General features: G+C 49.8%; 21 protein-coding genes. 16 read left to right on the forward strand and 5 right to left on the reverse strand.

Going from position 1 to position 22605, the window contains the following annotated elements; all coding sequences use genetic code 11:
• Positions 1-30: 30 nt before the first annotated feature.
• A complete protein-coding gene (gene nadB / locus EZJ49_RS15635; protein WP_262553200.1) occupies positions 31-1644 on the reverse strand; it encodes an L-aspartate oxidase in 1614 nt (537 codons plus the stop codon).
• Between the two features lie 171 nt (positions 1645-1815).
• On the opposite strand from nadB, the gene EZJ49_RS15640 reads away from it, so the two are divergent.
• The 13 genes from EZJ49_RS15640 to EZJ49_RS15700 all read left to right on the forward strand — a co-directional run bounded on the left by EZJ49_RS15640 (position 1816) and on the right by EZJ49_RS15700 (position 15323).
• Entirely contained in the window at positions 1816-4032 is a 2217-nt protein-coding gene (locus EZJ49_RS15640) for a sensor histidine kinase (protein WP_262553202.1), read from the forward strand.
• Entirely contained in the window at positions 4033-5523 is a 1491-nt protein-coding gene (locus EZJ49_RS15645) for a diguanylate cyclase (protein WP_262553203.1), read from the forward strand.
• A gap of 8 nt (positions 5524-5531) precedes the next feature.
• Positions 5532-6731, forward strand: a complete 1200-nt coding sequence (gene alr, locus EZJ49_RS15650) for an alanine racemase (protein WP_262553204.1) — start codon at positions 5532-5534, stop codon at positions 6729-6731.
• Between the two features lie 3 nt (positions 6732-6734).
• Positions 6735-7562 (forward strand): MlaE family ABC transporter permease, encoded by an 828-nt coding sequence (locus EZJ49_RS15655; RefSeq protein WP_262553205.1) that lies wholly within the window; start codon positions 6735-6737, stop codon positions 7560-7562.
• The gene (locus EZJ49_RS15660) at positions 7562-8323 is read left to right on the forward strand and encodes an ABC transporter ATP-binding protein (RefSeq protein WP_262553206.1); all 762 of its coding nucleotides are present in this window, start codon (positions 7562-7564) and stop codon (positions 8321-8323) included. The genes EZJ49_RS15655 and EZJ49_RS15660 overlap by 1 nt, the downstream gene beginning before the upstream one ends.
• Entirely contained in the window at positions 8320-9696 is a 1377-nt protein-coding gene (locus EZJ49_RS15665; RefSeq protein ID WP_262553207.1) for an MlaD family protein, read from the forward strand. Before EZJ49_RS15660 ends, EZJ49_RS15665 begins: the two co-directional genes overlap by 4 nt.
• A gap of 18 nt (positions 9697-9714) precedes the next feature.
• Positions 9715-11475 carry a tetratricopeptide repeat protein gene (locus EZJ49_RS15670; protein ID WP_262553208.1) on the forward strand — a complete coding sequence of 587 codons (1761 nt, stop codon included), beginning with the start codon at positions 9715-9717 and terminating at the stop codon, positions 11473-11475.
• Positions 11475-12056, forward strand: coding sequence for a hypothetical protein (locus EZJ49_RS15675; protein WP_262553210.1), 582 nt, complete (start codon positions 11475-11477; stop codon positions 12054-12056). The genes EZJ49_RS15670 and EZJ49_RS15675 overlap by 1 nt, the downstream gene beginning before the upstream one ends.
• Positions 12035-12955 (forward strand): 3'-5' exoribonuclease YhaM family protein, encoded by a 921-nt coding sequence (locus tag EZJ49_RS15680; protein ID WP_262553211.1) that lies wholly within the window; start codon positions 12035-12037, stop codon positions 12953-12955. Before EZJ49_RS15675 ends, EZJ49_RS15680 begins: the two co-directional genes overlap by 22 nt.
• A 2-nt stretch (positions 12956-12957) precedes the next feature.
• Positions 12958-13464 (forward strand): serine O-acetyltransferase, encoded by a 507-nt coding sequence (gene cysE / locus EZJ49_RS15685; RefSeq protein WP_262553212.1) that lies wholly within the window; start codon positions 12958-12960, stop codon positions 13462-13464.
• A 5-nt stretch (positions 13465-13469) separates the two neighbouring features.
• Positions 13470-13901: a DUF962 domain-containing protein gene (locus EZJ49_RS15690; protein WP_262553213.1), complete on the forward strand. Its 432-nt coding sequence runs from the start codon at positions 13470-13472 to the stop codon at positions 13899-13901.
• 571 nt (positions 13902-14472) lie between these two features.
• Positions 14473-15099 (forward strand): 30S ribosomal protein S4, encoded by a 627-nt coding sequence (gene rpsD / locus EZJ49_RS15695; protein ID WP_262553214.1) that lies wholly within the window; start codon positions 14473-14475, stop codon positions 15097-15099.
• Positions 15099-15323, forward strand: coding sequence for a hypothetical protein (locus tag EZJ49_RS15700; RefSeq protein WP_262553215.1), 225 nt, complete (start codon positions 15099-15101; stop codon positions 15321-15323). Before rpsD ends, EZJ49_RS15700 begins: the two co-directional genes overlap by 1 nt.
• 43 nt (positions 15324-15366) lie before the next feature.
• Here the strand turns inward: EZJ49_RS15700 and EZJ49_RS15705 are convergent, their stop codons facing one another.
• The 4 genes from EZJ49_RS15705 to EZJ49_RS15720 form a co-directional block, all read right to left on the reverse strand.
• Positions 15367-15873 (reverse strand): hypothetical protein, encoded by a 507-nt coding sequence (locus EZJ49_RS15705; RefSeq protein ID WP_262553216.1) that lies wholly within the window; start codon positions 15871-15873, stop codon positions 15367-15369.
• 99 nt (positions 15874-15972) lie between these two features.
• Positions 15973-18507, reverse strand: coding sequence for an ATP-dependent helicase HrpB (gene hrpB / locus EZJ49_RS15710; protein WP_262553217.1), 2535 nt, complete (start codon positions 18505-18507; stop codon positions 15973-15975).
• 4 nt (positions 18508-18511) lie between these two features.
• Positions 18512-19168, reverse strand: a complete 657-nt coding sequence (gene rsmI / locus EZJ49_RS15715; protein ID WP_262553218.1) for a 16S rRNA (cytidine(1402)-2'-O)-methyltransferase — start codon at positions 19166-19168, stop codon at positions 18512-18514.
• Positions 19168-19896 carry an HAD family hydrolase gene (locus EZJ49_RS15720; RefSeq protein WP_262553219.1) on the reverse strand — a complete coding sequence of 243 codons (729 nt, stop codon included), beginning with the start codon at positions 19894-19896 and terminating at the stop codon, positions 19168-19170. The genes rsmI and EZJ49_RS15720 overlap by 1 nt, the downstream gene beginning before the upstream one ends.
• Before the next feature lie 43 nt (positions 19897-19939).
• Between EZJ49_RS15720 and EZJ49_RS15725 the strand changes: the two genes are divergently transcribed.
• From EZJ49_RS15725 to phnE, 3 genes are read left to right on the forward strand one after another with little or no spacing between them, the layout of a single operon-like run.
• A complete protein-coding gene (locus EZJ49_RS15725) occupies positions 19940-20830 on the forward strand; it encodes a phosphate/phosphite/phosphonate ABC transporter substrate-binding protein (RefSeq protein ID WP_262553220.1) in 891 nt (296 codons plus the stop codon).
• 3 nt (positions 20831-20833) lie between these two features.
• Entirely contained in the window at positions 20834-21613 is a 780-nt protein-coding gene (gene phnC, locus EZJ49_RS15730) for a phosphonate ABC transporter ATP-binding protein (protein ID WP_262553221.1), read from the forward strand.
• Positions 21591-22604, forward strand: a complete 1014-nt coding sequence (gene phnE / locus EZJ49_RS15735; protein WP_262553222.1) for a phosphonate ABC transporter, permease protein PhnE — start codon at positions 21591-21593, stop codon at positions 22602-22604. Before phnC ends, phnE begins: the two co-directional genes overlap by 23 nt.
• Position 22605: the final 1 nt, after the last annotated feature.

The following is a 22605-nucleotide window of genomic DNA, read 5'->3' on the forward strand; positions in this document are numbered from 1 at the left end:
AGCTTGCCGTGCCCGTTTAAAGCGGGCAAGTCAATTCAGACCTCGAACCACGATTGTATCCTGAGCGGTCTTGCTCTTTTCAGGATAGTCGAGATTGTAATGGATGCCTCTGGACTCATGTCTGCGCAAGGCGCATTCCACCGACAGGTCGGCGACAATGGCGATATTACGCAGCTCCAGAATGTCTGAATGGATTTTCATGTTGGAATAATATTCTTTGGTCTCTGAAAGAATATTTTTAAGGCGATGCTGTGCCCGTTCCAGACGTTTGTTAGAGCGGACAATCCCCATATAGTTCCACATCAGGCGACGGATCTCGTCCCACATGTGGTTGATCACAATCATTTCGTCGTCGTTGGATTCCTGAGGATGAGTCCACGGTTTGGGCTCTTTTGCCGACAAAGTGTAAGAATCCCAGTGAGCCTTGATTTCCTCGGCACAATTGTGTGCGGTGGTCAGGCATTCCAGTAAAGAGTTGGAGGCCAGGCGGTTGGCTCCGTGCAGGCCTGTGCAGGCGGTTTCGCCAATGGCCCACAAGCTGGTGATGTCTGTGCGCCCGGTGACGTCCGTCAGAACCCCGCCACACAGATAGTGTGCAGCCGGAACCACGGGGATGGGGTGCTTGCTCATGTCGATGCCGAACTCTTCACACTTGTTGAAGATTGTTGGGAATCGCTGTTTCAGGAATTCACGATCCAGCTTGGTCATGTCCAGATACACGCACTCCGCCCCGGTCTTTTTCATTTCCTTGTCCATGGAGCGAGCCACAACATCACGCGGAGCCAGCGAGCCCAGCTTGTGATACTTGCGCATGAAAGCATTTCCTTGGGCATCAACCAGTTCGCCGCCCTCGCCCCGCAAAGCTTCCGAGATTAGGAAGTTGCGGGATTCGCGGTGATAAAGACAGGTCGGGTGGAACTGCATGAACTCCAGGTTGGCGATGCGAGCGCCCACACGATATGCCATGGCAATGCCGTCGCCGGTCGCCCCGCTCCAGTTGGAGGTGTACAGGTAAACCTTGCCAGCGCCGCCCGTTGCAAGGATGGTATTTTTTGCTATAAAAGTATGCACTTCGCCGGTTTCTTTATTCAGGGCATAGCTGCCGATGCAAGTGACCGGCGCCATGTCCGCAGGATCGACTTCTTTGTTCACAATAAGGTCGATTGCGTAGAACTTTTCCATCAGGGTGATATTGGGATTTTCCAAAGCGCGGGCTAAAAGTGTCCGGTGAATTTCCAATCCGGTTTGGTCTTCAAAGTGCAGAATGCGACGTTTGCTATGTCCGCCTTCGCGCGTCAAATCTACTTCGTAGGTTTCTTTAGTGCCTTTGTGGCGGACGTCAAAATGAACGCCCCAGTTTGTTAAATCCTTAATGCGTTCAGGGGCTTGTTCGACATAATCGCGCACAACAGTTTCTTTGCAGAGCCCTGCTCCGGCTTCCAAAGTATCCTGAACATGAGACTCGAAGCTGTCCTCTTCGGACATCACGGCCGAGATGCCTCCTTGGGCCATGGCGGAGTTGGTGCCGCCCGCGCTTTCTTTGGCAAGGACGATCACTTTTCCTTTTTCAGACAGCTTCAGCGCCAAAGCCAATCCAGCAGTGCCAGAGCCGATAATCAAAACATCGCAGCGGTGAGTACTCATAGTGAGGATCTTCTACTCCTTTTAGTGGCATTTGCAAAGGACTCTTGCTTGATTCTTACCAGTTTCTAAAACTACAATGAAATCAAAGGTATCTCGCCAAAATCCCGAAAGCCCTGGGGGAGGATTTTTAGCCGAGATCGGTGGAGAAGTTACAAGGAAGGAACTGCCTCAATGAAAGTTAAACTCATCGTCGTTCTGATTGCTGTGGCGGCGCTGTTCATCAGTGCTGTTTTGTGGCGGACCGATAGCTTCGTCTATGGTGATCGCATGAGTTGGGTCGAGGCGCAGACGCGCACGCAGTTGGGCGCGATCAATCACTCTTTGGCGGTGGAACTAAAATCCCTGCAGCGTGTGGTTGCAAATCTGAATGCCGACAATTTCCAAAAAGGAAAAATGAACTGGAATTCATTGGCTCCCTATTACGCCATCGGAGCTTTCTCTGTGCGGGGTAACGAACTTGATCCGCAAGCTCTTTCCGTGCGTGAGAATTCCAAGGCGGCCAACTGGAACAAAGAATTTATCAAAGCGGCTATCGGAAATCTGGCGGGCCGAAACAGCGACGAACGTTTCTATGTAAAACCTTTCCAGGATGCGCAACGTGGTCGTTATGTCGCGTTGGTGTTCATTGAAGGTTCCCGCGCCTATGCCTTGTTTGGTTCCGGCGAAATTTTCCAATCCATGATCGACGCGCAAAAAGGCAGCTTGAGTGCATTTTCGATTGTGACCTCTTCTGGCCTGACGGTGGGCCACTCTGTGCCGGAATATCTGGGCACGGTGATGCGTGATGATCCTGTTTTCCAGGAAGCGCAAAAAAGCGGCTCATCCCATGGCAGTTCTGTTTTCAAATTGAAATCCGGTCAGGAACTTTACGGCATGTATGAATCCATTCCGCAAAGCAATCTTTTGGTGTTGAGTTCTGCTCCGCTGAAAGAGGCCATGAAGGGGCGCAGTGGTTTATGGTGGCAGTTCCTGCTTCTGGGCGCGGGACTGGTGCTGGTTGGAACCGCCGCTGCCTTGTGGGTGATTTCCCCGGCAGAAAAAGAAATTGAAAATCTGGAGCACGAACTGGCCGAAGTAAAAGCCAAGCCAGCTCCGGCACCAGTGGTTGAAAAAGTCATCGCACAGGACCCCGAGATTGCTCATAAAGAACGCCTGAATGCAGCCACGCGTGTGGCTTCGGCTTTGGCGCACGAAATGCGCGGACCTCTGGCTTCCATTCTGGGTTATTCGCAAATGATTCTGGCCAAACAACCTGACAGCGAAGTCGTACAAAGCACGGAATCCATTCTGCGTGAAACACGTGCCGCACGAAGTGTGCTGGATAAGCTTCTGGGTTATGCCGGCGAGGAAGTGAAAGAAAAAAATGCTGTTCGTGTCGAGGGCCCTGTTGTACGTGCGTTGAAAGAAATGGATGCGGTGCTTTCGCAAAAAGGCGTGAAAGTGACCAAAAACTTCCAGGACGCTTACGCCAAGGACATGGATGTGGATGCGGTCACCAAGGCGTTGGTGAATATCCTGACCAACTCTGTGGAAGCCATGGAGCGTATGGCAAAAAAAGAAATCAAGCTGGACATCTTCGAGGACGAAGGCGGCACGCATCTGAATATCGAGGACTGTGGTGAGGGAATTGAAGCGGGTAACATCGCAAAGATTTTTGATCCGTTCTTTACCACTCGCTCCTTCCAGAATCATATGGGACTGGGCTTGTCAGTGGCTTTTGGAATTTTGAAAGAACATAACGCTGATGTGCACATTGAATCCCAGCGTGGTCAGGGTACGAAAGTGATGATCCTGTTTAAGAAAACCATGGGGGTTCCTGCGATGCAGGCTCCGGTGGCACCACAGCCGGAAGTTCAGGAGGAAGTCATCGTCATGCAGGATCTGCCAAGCCTGAAACTGGAATCCGAGCATCGCGCCGAAGCGGTGGCGAGCTTTGAAGAATCCCAGCAGCCTCCGGTTGAGGCGGCTGCGACATCGCCTTTGGATGTGAATATCGACAACCTTCTGGAGGAATTGCCGGAAGTGGCGTCGGAAGAGGTCACAACCAGAAAAGTTGTGAAGAAAATGAAAGTTAAAAAACAAGTTCCGGCAGCGGAAGATGAATTGACGTTCATTGATGGTTTTATGGGAGATCAGGCTGTTCAGGAAGAAGAGGTTGAAGTGGAAGTCGAGGTTGAAGAACAAATCCCTGTGGCGCCAGAAGAAATCCAGTCGGCTCCGGTAAAAGCAGAGCCTGCGGCGGGTGCCAGCCTTGCAGAAATGGATGCTTTGGATGATGAGCTGACGCCGGTGAACTTTGTGGTTCCTCCGAAAGCGGCAGCTTCGGTTAAGACTTCCAAGCTGGACAGTTACCATGTTGAAATTCGTCGCCCTGGAAAGAGGATTTAATTGAACATTCGCGACTATAGTTCTCAGTTTACGGTTTTTGTCTTCACCACGGATGTGGATGTCGGGGCTTCGACGAAAGTGTATCTTTCGCAGGCAGGCTATGATGCCTATTTCTTTCAAGACCCCGAAATGCTGGAGCAAAGACTTAAAGAGAACGCGCCCCATATACTGATTTTCTCCACGGCAGCCCTGGGTGGCAGTCTGAGTGATTTCGTTACGCTGGTTCAGCAGATTAACGAAGAGATCCGTTTTATCGCCATCAGTGCGATCGGGCAGTTCGATATTCTGGCGCAGTATAACGGGCATGGGTTCGTGGATGTGATTTCGGATGATCCGGCGGCTTTGGAATCCCGTCTGGTCTGGGCGGTGGATCGCGCCTGTGAAAAACTGTATCTGACTTATCAGAACGAACAGCTTTTTGATGATTTAAACACCACCAAGGCCCGCATGGACGAAGTTCATGAAGCGGCTGTGAAAAGCATGAAACAGGCCGAAGCGGAAAAAAATCCGGCCCCGGCGCTTTCGACCCGTATCGGGGACTATCGTTCCGCACAAAGCAAAGAGGATCTGATTCAAAAATATCTGAATCAGATTCCGGGGAACCTGTGTGTGTTCTTCAAATTCCTTCCGTCTGTGCGTTCGTTTGTGGCGACTCATGCCAGTGGCATTCCGGCGTCGGATATCCAGGGTGTGGGTGTGCAGCTTGAATCCGGCGACATGAAGGAACTTAGCAGTCAGATGGCCGTGGGGCTTTTGCCGCCGCGTTTTTCTGACATGCTGGTGGAAGCCTTCCGTTTCAATCCTCCCAAAGCTTTGCCGCTGTATGCGCACAGTTCTTTGGAGGGTGTTTTTGTTTATTCCGGAAATCTGCCGGCGGAAGAAGTCACGAAGATGGGCGAGGAATTTTCCCTGCTGTCTTTGTGTTATTCGAATTTTTCTTTGGAAAAGAAAGTCGATGCTCTTGAAGTTACGGACTTTGTTACCGAGGTTTATAACCGCAATTACTATCAAAAAGTGCTGGGTGATGAAGTGTCCCGCGCACGCCGTTTGAAGCAGCCTTTGTCGGTTGTGAAAATCTCCATGGATGATTTTTATGAGATCGAGTCATCTTTGGGGGAGGCCGTAAGAGATGAGTTGCTAAAAGGCGTTGCAACGATCATTGCTAAAACCAGTCGTACCAATGATGTCACCTGCCGCACGGGAGTGAATGAGCTGGCGATGATTCTTCCACATTGCCCTAAAAAAGGGGCGGCCTTAAGAGCCGAGCGCGTGCGCCGGATTATTGAAAGCACATCGTTCCTGGATAACGGGATGAAAGTGTCTGTCAGTCTGGGTGTCAGCGAGTATCCGTCCCTGTGTGATTCAGCCAAAACACTGGATGAATCAGCAACCAAGGCCCTGATGCATATCACGGACAAGGGCGGGAATAAGATTTGTTTGTATAAAGCACCGGAAACTCACCGACCTGAGTTTGAAGTGAGCGCAGAATAGAGTTAAGAATGGAAATGTACCGACGCACGTTTGCGGAAATCAATCTGGACCATCTTCAGCACAATATACAGGTGCTGCAGCGGTCTTTTCCGCAGGTGCCTTTCCTGTGCCCGATGGTCAAGGCCAATGCCTATGGCCATGGGGATGTACAGTTGGCGCGCTTTCTGGAAACTCTGGGTATCCGTCATTTGGGTGTCTGTCTGATTGAAGAGGGGCTGCTGCTTAGAAACTTCGGTGTGAAAGCCGAGATTCTGGTTTTCCGGGGGTTTGACCGCGAAGGTGCTGAAAAGATTCTTCAGTATAATATGACCCCGGTTGTGACTTCGTGGGAACAGATCGATTATCTGGAGGCTGCGGCCACAGGACCGGTGGGGATTCATTTGAAGTTTGATACGGGCATGAACCGTCTGGGGTTCCGTCCGGAAGAGGCACAAAAGCTTTTTGATCGTCTGTGGCAGAATAAAAAAATTCGTTTGAAAGCTTTGGTTACGCATTTGTTTAATGGCGAAGATGCTGTGGACCCACAAGGGCTCAGTGCCGGCCAGCTGCGTGCGCTTCATAAAGTCAGCGAACTGTTCAGGCCGTTTGAAATTTTCTGTCATGCTTTGAACAGTGCGGGGATTTTAAGTGCGATGCTTTTAAAGGATCAGGGGCTTCCGGCGGATCATCCTTTGGCTTTGCAGAACTGGGGGCTGCGCCCGGGGCTTTTGATTTATGGTTATAACCCACTGGTGCAAAAAAACTTCGTGGACCTAAAGCCTGTCATGAGTCTGAAATCCCATGTGGCGACCTATCGACATCTGCGTGTCGGTGAAACAGTTTCTTACGGAGGCACTTGGACGGCCAAGCGGGAATCTGTTATTGCTGTAGTGCCAATTGGTTATGCTGACGGTTATCATCGTATTTTGTCCAATCAGTCCTCGGTGCTGTTTGCAGGCCGAAAAGTTCCTTTGGTCGGCAATATATGTATGGATTATTTGATGCTGGATGTGACCGATGTTGTTCAGGGGCAGGATTTGAAGGGGTTTAAAGATCAGGAAGTGACCTTGTTTGGTTACGGATCTGATGGTACTTTCCTTTCCCCGGAAGAACTGGCTGTGCAGGCGCACACGATCACCTGGGAAATGCTGACCAGTGTGGGTGAACGTGTGCCGCGTGTTTATACCGGGGTGGCTTCCGGATTTATTGCAGAAGAAATTGGAGGATAAACGATGACTCTGTCGCAAAAACTGTACAGAGCCGTATTTGGGTTGGGACGGTACTTTATTGGTACGGTGTCTGACTTTGTTGCCTCCACGGGGAAGATTATTTTGTTCTTCAACGAAAGCATGCGTTTGATTTTCTCCAAACCATCGCGCTTTTCCGAAATCATCCGTCATATGGAGTTTATCGGAAATCAATCCATTGGGATCATCTGTTTGACCGGTGGTTTTACCGGGCTGGCACTTTCCTTCCAGTTGTATCTGGGGTTTAAATTATTCAATGCCGTGAACATGGTGGGACCAACGGTGGCTCTGGGGATCACGCGTGAACTGGGTCCGGTTTTGACGGGACTGATCGTGGCAGCTCGTGCCGGTGGGGCCATGGCCGCTCGTCTGGGTACAATGCGTGTGAATGAACAAATTGATGCGCTGGATGTGATGGGTGTGAATACCAAGCAATATCTGGTTTCTCCACGTTTGGTGGCGGCACTTATCTGCATGCCTTTGCTGGTGGCGGTGTTTGACTTTGTGGCGATGCTGGGAAGCTGGTTCCTGTGCGTGAAACTGGTTTCTTTGGATGAAGCCGTGTTCTGGCAGAAGATCGCTGACTTTATAGAAATCAAACATATCAATGAAGGTCTGTTCAAGGGTATGGTCTTTGGGATCTATTTTGCGGTGATGTGCACATACCGTGGCTTTAACACCTCCGGTGGGGCCAAAGGGGTGGGAGAGGCGACTAATCAAGGGGTCGTGCAAAGTATGGTGGGTATTATTATTCTGGATTACTTCGTCACGAACATCATCCGTGTCTTCTACAACCTGATGGGGATTTCCTAATGTCAAATTCGGCTATTTCCTTACGAGATGTGAAGAAGTCTTTCGATGGCGGACACGAGTTTGTTTTAAAGGGCATCAATCTGGAGATTCCCAAAGGCAGTCTGACCGCGATCATAGGTTTTTCCGGAACCGGAAAAAGCGTGATGCTGAAACACTTGCTGGGTTTGTTTAAACCGACCTCCGGAACCATCGAAGTTTTGGGGACCGATCTTTCCACGCTTTCTCCGGACGCTTTGACCAAGTTTCGCTGTAACTTCGGCGTCCTGTTTCAGTCGGCGGCATTGTTTGACGATATGACGGTTCTGGAAAATGTCTGCTTTCCGCTGTTTGAACACCGCCGTGATCTGAAGCCGGCCCAAGTCCTTCGTATAGCCGAGGAAAAGCTTCATCAGGTCGGTTTGGAGTCCAAACATTATAATAAACTTCCAAGTCAGATCAGTGGTGGAATGCAGAAAAGAACAGGTCTGGCCCGAGCTCTCGCCCTAGATCCAGAAATTCTGATCTATGACGAACCGACCACGGGTTTAGATCCCATTCTGACTGAAATGGTGGATAATTTGATTCTGAGTACGCATAAATTAAAGCAGGGTGTAACTTCCATCATGGTGTCCCATGATTTGTCCGCTGCATTTAGGATTGCCGACCATATCGCGATGTTGGATAGTGGCCGGGTTCTGTTATTTGGTACTCCAGAGGACTTCTTCAACACCGATATTGAACTGGTGAAGAGGTTCGTGAATAAAGGGATGAAACATCAATGAATTGGCTTCGTGCAGCTGAGTTTAAAGTCGGATTAATGGTGATCGTGGTGGGGTCTCTCATCGCGGTCATGTCTATGCAGGTCAGCGACGATCCATCTTATCTTGGGCGCTCTAAAAAAGCCTGGTTCCTTCTGCCAAATGCCGGCGGGTTAGTGAAAAACTCGGCGGTTCGTTCTGCTGGTATTCCTGTCGGGGTTATTAAAGACATCCGTTTGCAGGATGGTATGGCCCGCGTCGATATCACTTTGAAATCCGAAATTCCCTTAACGACTTCCGCAGCCATTGAAATCAAGGCTCAGGGGATTTTGGGGGACAAGCACGTTGAGGTGTATCCGGGGTCTCCGACCGATCCTCCTTTAGAGGACAACGCCCAGATCCTGAGCATTCGTGAAGGTGGCTCTTTGGAAAATCTGATGAGTCAGGTTTCCGAAGTGACATCCTCTTTGAAAGAAGTGGCCCGTAATCTTCAGGAGGCAACTTCTGAAGACGGCACTCGCGCCCATATTCTGGGCCGTATTGTGAAAAATATCGAGACCCTGACCGGTGATCTGTCGCAAATGACCACAGATAACAAAGAAAAAATCGGCGACATCGTGGATGATATTCATGATATCACGGCCAACCTGCAAGAGGTCATGAACGACAAGAGCGAATCCGGTCTGAAAGAGACCTGGAAACGTCTGTCGAGTTCCGTAAAAAATCTGGACGACATCACCACTCGTATCAACAAGGGTGAAGGGGCGTTGGGTAAACTTATCAGTGACGAACAGACTTCCGAAAGCCTGACGTCGGCGATCGACGGTCTGGGCGGGATGTTGGATTCAGCCAACCGTATCCAGACAGCATTTGATTTCCGCGGCGAGTATCTGGGCGAAGTCGGTGCGACTAAAACTCATATCGGTGTGCAGATCCAGCCGGGTCTGGATCGTTACTATTATATTGGTGTGGTGGATGATCCTGCCGGTGTGGTTGAAACAACCCGCACTCAGATCACAGGTCCGGGGGCAGGCACAGTGGGGCCTGGTGATTACACTGAAAAGAAAACTTACGAAAATAGAATTAAGATCACGGCTCTTTTCGCCAAGAACTTCTGGGATCTGACGCTGAAAGGCGGCGTGATTGAAAACAACGGTGGTTTTGGTATCGACTACTTCTTCTTCCGTCGTAAGTTGAAGTTCACGGCTGAGGCCTTCCAGTTCAGCCACACAAATGTACGAAGCTCCCTGTCCTATACATTGTATCGCGGTATTTACATCACGGGTGGGATCAACGATGCTTTCGATCAGCAGGGTGCAAGATCGGGCTATTTGGGGGCGGGTTTGTTCCTGACGAACGACGATCTTAAACTACTTCTAACCAAGGCGCCTTTTTAACTTATGAACGGTGACAACGTGAGCAGCATCGAGAAGAACTGGTTAGTAAAATCTTCCACGAGGATTCTTGGCCCCTTCACTCTTGCTGAAGTCACCGAACAGTTGCGTACTAAACAAATCTCAATTATTGACGAAGTTCGCCAGACTGATGGCCGTTGGAGTTATATCCGCGAAAACCAGTCGTTCATGGAAATCGTAAAAAATATCCGTGAAGAGCAGGATAATAATTCTGAACAAACGATGACCCAGTCCATCGCTCATCACACCATGACCCGCACGGATATTCTGCCGGTTCCGGATGAGATGACGTTGACACCGACTCCGGTGCCAAATCTGGATCTGACTCCGCCGCCTATTCGTGACATCAAGGATGTGACTCCGGTTCCGCAAAGTCCGGCAAGTCGATCCACGGCAACGGCCACTGTGACAAAAAGCTATGGTGCTTCCGGTGATTCCCGTTTGCAGGATAAAATCCGTGGCAAATCCAACTTCATGCGCTGGGCCCTGTTGGGAGCCGCCGTGGTGGTAGTCGGGGTTGTCTTCGTGATCCTGACCCAAAAAGACAAAAACAAAGCTTTGGGTTATGACGAACTGATGAACCATGCTTTGCGCTACAAATCCCTGGGTTTGTATGAAAAATCCCTGGAAGCTTATCAACGAGCCTCCAAGCTGAAAGAACCGGATATGGAATCCCAGGTTCAGATGGCGACAGTGCTTATTTCCGAAGACCGTCAAAGTCTGATGGGCCGTCGTATTCTGGAAAGAGCCCTGGTTCAGGAAAACCGCAGTCGCTCTGAAATTGTGGATGCTTATCTGGGTATCGCTGTTTCTTACATGATGGACGGGGATTTAAAGCAGGCCGAAGACACTTTGCAAAAAGCCATCGGACATGAGCCGTTTAATATTTCCGCTCTTTTAAATCTGGCTATCATCCAGCTGAAAAAAGGAAATTACGGCGAGGCGATGCGCGACTTTGATTCGATCTATCGCAAGAATCCGGGATCTGTGCTGGCGCTGTTCGGAAAAGCTATGGCTTCCGTGGAATATGCCAAGACGGTGAATGAACCGAATTTCTTAAGCACATTGGTGGCTGACATCAAAGCCAATATCCAGAAAACCGGTTATCTTCGTCAGGAGCTTTTGCTGTTCCTGGTGTACGCACAAAGTTTAATGGGGGATGTGGACGGTGTGAACCGTGCGGTTGTGCAGTTCCTGGCAGAAATGCCGGGGCAGGCGCGCAACTACATTCATCCATTGCAGGTGGAATGGCGCTTTACCCAGTGGGACTATCTGGAAAAGTACTGTGCAGAAGCCTTCAGAAAACAACCGCCTCATGCCGAGCTAAAAGCCCTGCGTTCCATCTGTCTGATGGAAGTGAATCGTGACTCTGATGCCTCGAAAACGTTGCAGGAGGCTTTGGCTGAAGCACCTAAGGATCCGTATGTTCTGATCACGCAGGCCAGTTACCTGTCCAAAGTGGGGCGTTTGCCGGAAGCACTGGCTATTTTGAAAATGCCAGAGCTGTCTCAGATCTCTGTGAAAAATCTTTTGATGGGTGACATCTGTATCACGACACAGGACATGGCTTGTGCGCAGACTGCATATACACACATTTACAGTTCTGACAAGCGAAGTGCACCAACCTTGTATGGTCTTGCCTGGGTTATGATGAAGAGCAATAATCGTCCTATGGCGTATGATTATGTCCGGGCTGGTTTGCAGGCAGAACCAAACTATCTGCCTTTGCTGGAGTTGAGGGATCAACTGGAGTCTGAGTAATGAGACGTTCCGTCCAGGCTTTAAGTATCTGGATGTTTCTTTTGTTGGGTGCCTGCACAAAGGAACCCGGCTATCAGGTATCTGAATATCACGAGATTAAATCCGAAGACCTTCCCGAGGAAGTGAAAGTCCCCCGTCAGGCGTGGGATCTGATGGAATTCAAGCCTGCAACGGAAGGGGCGGCGACGGGTTCCAAGAATCTGATTTTTTCAGAAGTGAATGTCTTTTTAGTGGAAAAAAATCCGGGCGTGGTCGAGGGCGAAGCTCTGAAAATTGCTTTACCCAAAGGGGGCGGCACGATTGATCTGTCCCGTTTTATCACCGGCCAACGTGGCACTTTCTATGTCGGCTTTGAATTTCCGGCATTTACTGATGCCGCCGGGAAAAAAGTTCTTTTCGTCAGCAAGGCCCGCAAACGCCGTATTGGCAGTGAAGTGTTCGGGGCGGGCTGCAATCAATTTTTTGATATTACGGATGAGTTCTTTAAAAAGATGCAGGCCGAGGGGATGAGCGCACCCCGGAAAGACAAACAGTTCAGAGTCTTCAGGATAAATCGAATGTGGACTCTCTTTTTCTGGTGAAGGAAAAGAATGTTTCCGTCGGCAAAAACGGACGTCCTTTTATGGGGCTTCAGCTGGGTGATGCCACTGGCAGCATTGACGCGCGTCTGTGGGACCGGGTGGATGAACTTTCCCGTGAATTTGAAGTGGGCGATATTCTGAAAGTGAAAGGTCTGGTGCAGATCTTTCAAAATCGCAAGCAACTGATCGTGCATCGTTTGGAGCGAGTGGAAAGTTCCACCGTGGACATGGCGGACTTTATTCCTGCCACAGCCCGCAATTCTGAAGACATGATGGTGGAACTGCTGCAAATGGTCCGGACCATGAAGAATGATTATCTTCGCCAACTGGTGCTGGATACTTTGGAAGATCCTGAAATCCGTCCAATGGTTCTTCGCGCTCCGGCAGCCAAGTCCATTCATCATGCCTGGCTGGGTGGTTTGTTGGAACATATTCTTTCCATCTGCAAGATCATGGATTTTATGGGGACGCATTACAGCTTCCTGAACCGGGACTTGCTGTTGTTCGGAGCGATCTTCCATGACATCGGTAAAATCTGGGAACTGTCGTATGACAATGGTATTTCCTACACGGACCGGGGCCGTCTGATCGGGCACATGCAAATCGCCTGTGAGCTGATAGATAAAAAGTCTTCTCGTATTCTGGGCTTCTCTGAGGAACTGCGTGACATCTGCAAGCATATTATCTTAAGTCATCATGGCAAATTGGAATACGGATCTCCGAAGCGTCCTAAATTCCTGGAAGCGATGGTTGTGGCAATGGTCGATGATTTCGACAGTAAGGTTGCGACGGTGAAAACCATCATGGATAACGAGCGCGGCTCCGGGGAAAAGTGGTCCCGATACAGTGAACTGTTCGACCGCTATTTCCTGCTCGATGATATGAGTGAGAAGTATTGATAATGATGTCCCGTGTGTTGGAGCTGTTGAGAACCTATAAGAACTATGATCCTGCGGCAAAATCGCTGTGGGAGATCGGTCTGTTGTATCCGGGCCCGAAGGCGATTGCCTTGCACCGTCTGGCTCACCATTTTTATATTCTGAAGTTATACTTTCTGGCGCGCTTTGTGGCCGAGATTTCCCGCTGGTTGACGGGGATTGAAATTCATCCCGGCGCCACTCTTGGCAAGCGCTTGGTGATCGACCACGGTTTCGGGGTTGTGATCGGGGAAACGGCTGTGATTGGTGATGACTGCATCATCTTTCACGGTGTGACGTTGGGCGGATTGAAGTTCGATCCGGTCAAACGCCATCCCACTGTGGGCAATAAGGTTCTGATTGGGACAGGCGCCAAGATTCTTGGACCGATTGAAATTGGTGACGGAGCAATGATCGGGGCCAACGCCGTGGTGATTCGCGATGTCCCGCCCGGTTCCACCGTCGTCGGTCCACTGGCAACACAGAGGTAAAACACATGAAGACTTTGGAACAATGGTTTAGCGAGTACGGAGACAGTCACCGCCATCCCACCAATCAGATCATTCACAAGGTCTGTGTTCCTTTGATCTTCTTTTCCATCGTGGGTTTGTTGCTGCAAATTCCTGTGCAATTGGGACCCTTGAAGCTCGGTGAACTGGTGATTGCCCTGGCTTTGGGGTGGTACCTAACCCTGGGAAGCCGGGCCTTTCTGGTGATGTTGGGACAGTTGTTCCTGAGTTACATTCTCATTTACGCGCTCGGTCAGGTGGTTTCTCCATTCTGGCCCTTGGTCCTGATCTTTGTTCTGGCGTGGATCGGACAATTTGTTGGCCACAAAATCGAAGGAAAAAAACCTTCGTTTTTCAAAGACTTACAGTTCTTGCTGATCGGACCGCTGTGGGTCGTGAAGCCTCTTTTTAAGTCCTGAATATTCTCATCCTATTTTCATGACCCATTCCTCACACTAAAAGCTTCGCATGCCGCTGCGCTTCTCTGCGATACTAAGAGAGTTCTTAATCTAGGCGAAAGGAGTTCGGCTATGAAGCAGACAGAAGCTATCCAGACGGTACCAGCTTCGAACACCCATCAAGGGGAGAGCAGTGGAACAAGTGCTCCAGTTCGAAAAAGAAGTCGTCGTCGCCGTTTGGCCGGTTGGTAAGTGACCAACCTTAGCCGGTGAAAAAGGCTCACTCACAAAGAGCGAACCTTTTTGACCGGCTTTTTTTTTGCCCGCCTCAGAACCTCATCTGCTTCGTTGTTCGTCGTCGGCGTACAAGGGAGTACGCCTTCTTCCTCCTCTCGCCTTGCAGCTGAGGCTCTGAGACGGGCAAAGCTTTTTTCAAGTTTCAAATTTTTGGTTTTCAGTTCGTTTGCAGTCTCAGTTTCTTTTCAGTCGGTTTTCTTCGCGCTTTCATTCCTGTTGGAAAATCATGAATTGCTGTTCTTTCTGTCAGAGTCCTTTTAAATCAACGGCACGACAGTGAAGGATAATTTTATTTATGAACAGACAAGGTAAAACACCACGTTTTAAAAGACAGAGAAGACTTTTGACCGAACTTCCCGGTATGGGGAAGGCGGGCGCTCTGGAAAGACGCCCATATCCTCCAGGTCAGCACGGCTTGCAACGCCGAAAGTACTCTGAATTCGCTTTGCAACTTGAGGAAAAACAAAAGCTGAGATTCCACTACGGACTGCGCGAGGAACAATTCCGTCGTTTGATCAATAAAGCCAAGAAATCCAAAGCCACCAACTGGGTTGAGGCTCTGGTTAACATTCTGGAAAAACGTTTGGACAACGTTGTGTTCCGCATGGGCTTTGCTGGAAGCATTCCGGCGGCAAGACAGCTTGTGTCTCACGGAAAAGTTCTGGTGAATGGCAAAAAGGTGAATATCGGTTCTCAAATCATCAAAGTCGGCGACAAGATCGCATTGACCTCTGAGGCTTATGACAATCAGGTTTATCTTCAGGCAAAACAAACTCCACGTCTGCCGCTGCCTTCTTTCATGGTGAAAGAGGATGTTGCGGGTAAAGAGCAGGGCCGTTTGACAGATGAACCGACCTTGGAAGCAGTTCCATTTGCTTTCGAACCGGGTTTGGTCATCGGTTACTACTCAATGAGGGGCTAATGAAAACATCGAAGTTCATCGAGGCAGAACAAATCGCCTTCGAAGAAATTACCGAGAGTTGGGTGGCCGTTAAATTCGGCGACGACAAGTTCGTGATCGACATGGATACTTTGTACGATCTGGCTTTCCGTTCAGCTTCATTTCTGGCTTATTTGGAAGCGCAGGAGGAACAACAGGCCGCTTGTGCCTGTGAAGCCGTTCCCACGGAAATGAAGGTTCACTAAACTCAAATGAAAAAGGCCTCTTTCAGAGGCCTTTTTTTATGGGCTATTTCCCTTTTGAATTTTTAGCGGTTTTCGCTTGTGGTTTTTTCGGCGTCACCTTCCAGGTGTCTTCTTTCACCGCAGTGAAAGGAATCTCTTTGGTTTCTGTCGGGAAGTCAGACATGGCCGGTGTGCGTTTGTCCTGGGCTCTTAATTCCTCCCAGCCTTGTGCCAAAGTTTGACCTTTTTTGTCCATGCCTTCTGCGGCGAACATCAACAGCACCGCAAGCCCCCCGGCTGTTTTGTCTTCAGCTGTTGTCACTTTGGCGATGCCTTCGGCCTTGTTGCCATCCACTTTGACATCAACGATTTCAACGCTGAATTTAGAATTTACCAAATTAATGTATTCAGTCCACACCTTGCTTTTTTCACTGCCCTTGTAGGTTTTAGCCATCTGTTCGTGATAGCTTTTTTCAATCTCCTCTTTTGCAGCAGAACGGACTTTGGATTCCTGACTGCAAGCGGCCAATAGCGACAGAGACAGCGTCAACAATACGTACTTCATTTTCATAGATCCTCCAGCGCGATGGCGCCAGAGAATTTTTCGGATTTAGACAAGGGAACTTAATTCAAGAGTCTTTCAAATTTTGAAAGGGTATCGAAATGAGATTTATTGGCGGCGTCGGCCTTTGGCTTCCGGAACTCCATCGGCGGGGTCTTCCGGCCATTGGTGTTTGGGATATTTAAGTCGTAATTCCTTGCGCACTTCCGGATAGCCGTTCTTCCAAAAACTTTCCAGACTGGAAGTCACCTGCACCGGGCGGAAATTCGGTCCCAGTAAATGCAGCGTCACCGGAATGCTTTTATGCAGAACCTTCGGTGTTTCCATCAGACCAAAAACCTCCTGAATACGAACTTCCAGATAAGGAGGCTTGTCCGGAGGATAGATCACGCGAATTTTACTGCCACTGGGGACTTCGATACGGTCGGGAATCTCTTTGCGCAAAGTCTGCGCGACATCCAAGGGCAGAACATTTTCAAAGAAGAAACACAGATCCTTTTCCATCACCGTCTGCATTTTGCTTTCGCCCATGCAGGCCTGTGTGAAAGCTTCCATTTTAATTTTTTCAAAGTCCACAGACAGGGGCTCATGCCGGTGCAGGAATTCCAAACGTTCCCACCAGTGGGCCAGAGCTTCATTGTTTTTTAGTGCCAGATCAAACCTGTCGGTCAGAATCTGGGGAAGCTTTTCCGCAATTTCTGTGCTGGAGGCTGTCGTCAGGCTGGGCTCTTCCAGTGACAGGCCATACAAGGCCCGGTATTCACGCGAAAAGAACTGCCCCTTTTCCTCGATAAAGGCCACGTCTTTGTTTTTCTGAATGCTGTCTTTGAAAAGATCCAGAATAAAATCTTTTTCCGCACCACAGGCCAGGCTGACCAGAGTTTCGGCTTCGGCTCCTTCAACGCCATTCAGGGCGACAAAGAATTCAGAATGTTTTACCAGAGTTTCGTTTTGTAATTTCACACCGCGGCCACCGACCATCAGCGCGCGTTCTGTTTTCCCGCGGCGGCGGCACAGCCGATCGGCATAGGTGGTGAAGATGATTTTCTTGATTAACGCCAGTTGCTGATCTTTTTTCAGCCCCTGAACAGGCTCGGACTCTTTTTGCAGACGACGCGCCAATTCCAGAATTTGTCGCGCGGACTGATCCACCGTTTGCAAAGAATAATAGTGAGTCCCATTTGGTGCTTTTTTGCTCTGGCGGAACTGATGCAAGGTTTCTAACCGCGCGCTGAGATCACATTCTAAGTTGTCCCCCAGAAAAGCGTTCACGGCTTCTTTGCGCAGAATATCCCGCTCTTGCAGAAGGGCGGACATTTCAGAAGCCAGTTCGCTGGCACCCAAATCCATTCCCACCAGCATCAGCTTGGCCAGACGCACGGGCAGTGGGAAGTGCAGAAGTTTTCGCCCCAAGGCCGTGATTTTATTTCCTTCATCCAGGGCCCCGGAAATGCGTAGATAACGAAGTGCATTTTCTATGGCAACCTTTTGGGGTTTTTCATACCAGCTAAAAGATTCAAAATCAGTCACACCTTGAGCGCTGAGGAATAATAAACTTTCAGTCAGATCCACGCGCTGGATTTCGGCCACTTCGGATTTTCCGAAAGACAGCTCATCCATCTTATTCCACATACGATAACAAATGCCGGGAAACTGCCGGGCTGCCCGGCCTGCGCGCTGAATGGCGCTGGACAGGCTGATGCGTCCCAGCTCCAAACGGGAAAAGCCGGTGCGATGATCCTGCTTCATGTTCTTGGCCAGCCCTGAATCAATCACGGTGTTCACGCCATCCAAAGTCACAGAGGATTCCGCGATATTGGTGGAAAGAATCACACGCTGAGATGACGATTTTTTCAGAGCTTTACGCTGATCCTCCAGGCTGAGTGATCCGTGCAAAGGAACCAATTCAAGGCCTTTGCTGTCGGCCCAGACTTGCAAAGCGTCTTTCGCCCGATCAATTTCCCCCACACCGGGCAGGAAAACCAGAATGTCGTGTTTGGTATTTAGTTGTGCCTCTTTGACTGTTTGAACCACAGAATCAAAGAACTGCGGAAAGGTTTGCAGAACCTGTGATCCTTTTTGATAGCGCACATCCAGTTCAAACAGCTTTCCGGGCACGCTGACGACCGGGCAATTTCCCAGATAGGCGGAAATTTTTTCAGCTTCCAACGTCGCGGACATCACCAGAATTTTAATATCGCGCCCCAGCTCCTGAAGTTCACGCAGCAGTCCCAGTGCCAGATCCACATGCATGGAGCGTTCATGGAATTCATCCAGAATGACCAGCTCCACATCCACAAGTTCCGGGTCTTCGATCATCTGACGGGCCAGCAGGGCCTCGGTCATAAACACCAATCGGGTTTTTGCCGAGGTCTTATTGGCAAAACGGACCTGATAGCCCACCTCTTCACCGACCTGCCAGCCATTTTCTTCGGCGATACGGTGAGCAGCGGCAATCGCCGCCATTCGGCGTGGTTCAAGGACGATGATCTTTTTTGCTGTGACTTTTAATAAAGCCGGGGGCAGGCGGGTGGTCTTGCCAGCCCCTGGGGCGGCGGTGATCACAAGGTTTTGTCCCTGATTCATCAAGTTCTGAATCTCAGGAACAAAGCTGTCGATGGGAAGGGAAAGATCCTGCCGCATGGATTTAAACCGGATATATCAAAAGCATGAATTCAGCTTTGTCAGCCCGTAGCCCCGCAATCAATTTGTCGATGGAGCCTTCCAGAACAACTTCTTCTTCCTGTGAAAGATTCATCGTCAGCAGAAAACGACGTTGGAAAAAATGGTCTTTCATATCATTCAAAGTTTTTTTCAGGCGATAAGGTGTGTCCATGACAATGATCGCACGCTTTTCCCTGGTCAGCTCTTTCAAAGCCCGCGCGCGTGCTTCATTTTCCGCAGGAAGGAAACCGCGAAAGACAAATTCATCAATGCGCTGACCACTCAGGGAAAGCAACCCCATCAGTGCCGAGGCTCCTAAAACAGATTTTACCGGCACATTCTTCTGGCGGCACAGGCGCACCAGATCTGCACCGGGGTCGCAAAAACCCGGGGTTCCGCAGTCAGAAACCAAAGCCACATTTTTTTCAGCACACAGGGGAACCAGCGCCATTTTATCGTCTGGTGTGGAATGTTCATCCAGCACCTCGTAAGTTTTTCCGGAAATGCCGTGCGCTCTTAGAAGCTTGGAGGCCTCTTTGGTGCTTTCACAGATAACAACGTCGCAGTTCTTAAGAATTTCCAGGGCACGCAGGGAAATTTCGCTGACGTCTCCGATAGGAGTGGCGACCACATAAAGCATTAAGACTCCTTTTGGTTCAGAAGGAAGTTCATGATCCGTGGCAGGTCCTCAGGTGGCTCGGCTTTGCCGGCGTGGGTGCTTTCAAAGAAGATCATCTGAACTTTGGGACAGTGTTGAGCCAGATGCACCAGATTCACAGGCTCATTTTCAAAGAAGTAAATCGTTTCATAATTTTTCTTTTCAGCCGCCAGGAACCAGTCGGTTTTAAACTGGGCATCGTCCATGCTGCGATGAGGTTTTAACACAAGCTCGGCTTGTTCATTCAGAGGGAACCCCCACTGTTCCAGAACTTCTCCCGAGCTGGCCCCCATGCGTTCGACATCACGTCCGGTCAAATAGGCGATTTGGGCTCCGGCTTGTTCAACGGCATTAACAAATTCAACGGCCCCTTCATAAGGCCGGTCAAATTGCAGATAGTGATTTGAAAAGAAACTTTTCTGCCAATAAGCGCGGACTGCATCCTGGAAATCTTGATGATGTCCATCCAGTCCGGCACGGGTCAAGGCACCCACGATACCCCAGTCAGAGCGCAGGGTTTTGATATTTTTTAACAGGGCCACTTGTTCAGGGAAACGTTTTTGATTCAGCGGAGACGCCGCAAAATCCAGAAGAATTTTTTCCAGACGGGGGCTGACATCAAAAAGGGTGGAGTCGAGGTCGAAGACAACAAGACTGTTTTTTCCCTGATGGGAGAGGTCCTGAATATTGACAAGAATCTGCTCTAACATATGGGCTCAATGTACAGTATAATGGTCGGCGGAGGCAAACAGCATGAGGAATTTCTTTCTAATTGGGGTCCTGTTCGGAACGATTTTGAGTGGCTGTCACCTTAAGAAAGATGTACTGGGCACAACGGAAAATCCCATCAAGTTTCATTTAGTACCGGCCTTGGATGCCCGCGTACTGACCGACAACTCCAAAGTCCTGAAGGACTATCTGGAAAAACACACTCCTTATAAGTTTCAAATCACAATTCCACAGAACTTTGTTGCCGTGGTGGAATCCTTTGGAACCAATCGCGCTGATATGGCGGCCATCAATACCTACGGGTACTATCTGGCACACAAAAGATTTGGTGCTGAGGCACGCCTGACCGTTATTCGTTATGGCTCCGCGACGTATCAGTCTCAGTTCCTGGCCCGGGCGGACAGCAAAATTAAAACCCTGAAAGATCTGAACGGAAAAAAAGTGGCTTTTGTGGACCCGGCTTCCACGTCGGGGTATCTTCTGCCACTGAAAACGTTGAAGGATTTGAAGGTCGAACCCAAAGACACGGTCTTTGCAATGAAGCATGATTCGGTCGTGACGATGATCTATCAAGGCCAGGTGGATGCGGGGGCGACTTACTACAGTCCGCCACAAAACGGGCAGATCGAAGATGCACGCCGTATGGTGAAGACCCAGTATCCGGATGTGGAACAAAAAGTAAAAATCATTGAGTTGTCCGAACCCATTCCTAATGACCCGATTGCATTTCGCAAGGATATGCCAGAGGAAATGAAGGAAAAGATTGTCGATACGCTGTTGCAGTTTGCAGCGACTCCGGAAGGACAAAAGGCTTTGGATTTGATGCTGGGGGCGACCAACCTGAAAAAGGCCACGGACAGTGATTACGACAGTGTCCGCGAAATGCTTCGCCAACTGGCCCCTGAGGGGAAGTGATTTGTGGCTGAAGTTTTACTGCGTGTCGAAAAGCTTTCTAAAACGTACGCCAATGGCGTGCAGGCTTTGAAGAATGTCGATCTTGAAGTTCAGCAGGGCGAATTTCTGGTTATTATCGGACTGAGCGGCTCGGGCAAGTCCACGTTGTTGCGCTGTCTGAACCGGCTGCAAGAACCGACTTCGGGGAATATTTTTTTTCAGGGTCAAGACGTCAGTCAAATGCAGGATGTGCGGGACATCCGTGAAGTGCGCCGTCAAATGGCCATGATCTTCCAGCATTTCAATCTGATCCCGCGACAAAGTGTTTTGAAAAATGTCATGATGGGCCGTCTGGCGGACAAGACTTTGTGGCAAAGTTTCTGGGGCATTTTCTCTGCCGAGGAAAAACGTCAGGCGCTGGATAATTTGCGTCTGGTGGGGATTGCGGAAAAGGCACCTGTTCGCGCCGATCAGCTTTCCGGAGGCCAAAAGCAAAGAGTCGCGATTGCCCGGGCCCTGACTCAGAAACCGACACTGCTTTTGGCAGATGAACCGGTGTCTTCTTTGGACCCGGCAACCTGCCATGTGGTGATGGATTATCTGCGCAAGATCAATCAGGAGCTGGGGATCACAGTCATTGCCAATCTGCATTTTCTTTCTTTGGTTCGCAAATATGCGACGCGGGTTGTGGCTTTAAAGGACGGGGAGATCGTGTTCCGCGGTCGCCCGGATGAAATCACCGAGGAATGGTTCCGTCGTATTTACGGAGAAGGGGCTCAGGATGTTGCGCCGAACGATCTTTGACGGAGTGCTTTTTGGATTCTTGCTGTCTGTTCTGACGGCAGCGGTGCTGGCCCCCACGGAAGAACAGTTGCTGCAACTGGGAATCGTCAGTGTTTGGATTTTGATTTTCTTTGCTTTGGGATGTGTTCTGAGTGGGGCTTTGACCAGACTGCGTGTAAATACACTGGGCGCGGTGCTGTTCGGCCCTTTGGCGGCGGCTGAGCCTGAGGACCGCGCGTGGTATCGCCTGTTCTGGAAGTGGCAGTTGTTGGTGGCTCTTTTGGCAGCGTTTGTGGTTGCTGTGGTGAAGACCGAGTTTTCATTTATTGAACTTTTTGATCAACATGGCTTTGCTGGTGCCGTTCGTCTGTTCAAGGGACTTTTAAATCCAAATTGGGAAGTGTTGCCACGGGCGGTTTTAAATATTGTCGAAACCATCTTTATGGCCTTTCTGGCAACCAGCCTGGCGATCCCGCTGGCCTTTGTTTTAAGTTTTGTCTGTGCCAAAAATATCATGCAGGGGCCAGTGGCACGAGTGGTGTACTTTGTTCTGCGAACCTTTTTGAATGTAACGCGTTCGATTGAAGCTTTGATCTGGGCGATTATCTTTTCCGTATGGGTGGGGATTGGTCCCTTTGCGGGGATGCTGGCTTTGATGATTCATTCGGTGGCCTCGCTGGCGAAGCAGTATTCAGAGATGGTGGAATCAGTCGAAGAAGGTCCGATTGAGGCGATTGAATCCACGGGAGCCAATAAACTTCAGACGATTTGGTATGCGATTGTTCCTCAGGTGCTTTTGCCTTATATTTCATTTACGGTCTATCGCTGGGACATCAATGTTCGTATGGCGACAATCATCGGCCTTGTTGGCGGTGGTGGTATTGGCACCATGCTGGTGCAGTATCAGGGGCAGGCGATGTGGCGCGAAGTGGGTTGCATCATCGCGGTGATTGCGGTGGTGGTGTGGGCACTGGATCAGGCCTCGGCCCATATTCGTGAAGCTTTGAAGTAGG

This window comes from Bdellovibrio bacteriovorus, assembly GCF_025558485.1.
Taxonomy (GTDB): Bacteria; Bdellovibrionota; Bdellovibrionia; order Bdellovibrionales; family Bdellovibrionaceae; genus Bdellovibrio; species Bdellovibrio bacteriovorus_G.

Excerpts from the sequence above, each read along its gene's own strand:
- nadB (WP_262553200.1), bottom strand. The coding sequence starts at position 1,644 with ATGAGTACTCACCGCTGCGATGTTTTGATTATCGGCTCTGGCACTGCT.
- EZJ49_RS15640 (WP_262553202.1), top strand. The coding sequence starts at position 1,816 with ATGAAAGTTAAACTCATCGTCGTTCTGATTGCTGTGGCGGCGCTGTTC.
- alr (WP_262553204.1), top strand. The coding sequence starts at position 5,532 with ATGGAAATGTACCGACGCACGTTTGCGGAAATCAATCTGGACCATCTT.
- EZJ49_RS15655 (WP_262553205.1), top strand. The coding sequence starts at position 6,735 with ATGACTCTGTCGCAAAAACTGTACAGAGCCGTATTTGGGTTGGGACGG.
- EZJ49_RS15660 (WP_262553206.1), top strand. The coding sequence starts at position 7,562 with ATGTCAAATTCGGCTATTTCCTTACGAGATGTGAAGAAGTCTTTCGAT.
- EZJ49_RS15665 (WP_262553207.1), top strand. The coding sequence starts at position 8,320 with ATGAATTGGCTTCGTGCAGCTGAGTTTAAAGTCGGATTAATGGTGATC.
- EZJ49_RS15675 (WP_262553210.1), top strand. The coding sequence starts at position 11,475 with ATGAGACGTTCCGTCCAGGCTTTAAGTATCTGGATGTTTCTTTTGTTG.
- cysE (WP_262553212.1), top strand. The coding sequence starts at position 12,958 with ATGATGTCCCGTGTGTTGGAGCTGTTGAGAACCTATAAGAACTATGAT.
- EZJ49_RS15690 (WP_262553213.1), top strand. The coding sequence starts at position 13,470 with ATGAAGACTTTGGAACAATGGTTTAGCGAGTACGGAGACAGTCACCGC.
- rpsD (WP_262553214.1), top strand. The coding sequence starts at position 14,473 with ATGAACAGACAAGGTAAAACACCACGTTTTAAAAGACAGAGAAGACTT.
- EZJ49_RS15700 (WP_262553215.1), top strand. The coding sequence starts at position 15,099 with ATGAAAACATCGAAGTTCATCGAGGCAGAACAAATCGCCTTCGAAGAA.
- EZJ49_RS15705 (WP_262553216.1), bottom strand. The coding sequence starts at position 15,873 with ATGAAAATGAAGTACGTATTGTTGACGCTGTCTCTGTCGCTATTGGCC.
- hrpB (WP_262553217.1), bottom strand. The coding sequence starts at position 18,507 with ATGCGGCAGGATCTTTCCCTTCCCATCGACAGCTTTGTTCCTGAGATT.
- rsmI (WP_262553218.1), bottom strand. The coding sequence starts at position 19,168 with ATGCTTTATGTGGTCGCCACTCCTATCGGAGACGTCAGCGAAATTTCC.
- EZJ49_RS15720 (WP_262553219.1), bottom strand. The coding sequence starts at position 19,896 with ATGTTAGAGCAGATTCTTGTCAATATTCAGGACCTCTCCCATCAGGGA.
- EZJ49_RS15725 (WP_262553220.1), top strand. The coding sequence starts at position 19,940 with ATGAGGAATTTCTTTCTAATTGGGGTCCTGTTCGGAACGATTTTGAGT.
- phnE (WP_262553222.1), top strand. The coding sequence starts at position 21,591 with ATGTTGCGCCGAACGATCTTTGACGGAGTGCTTTTTGGATTCTTGCTG.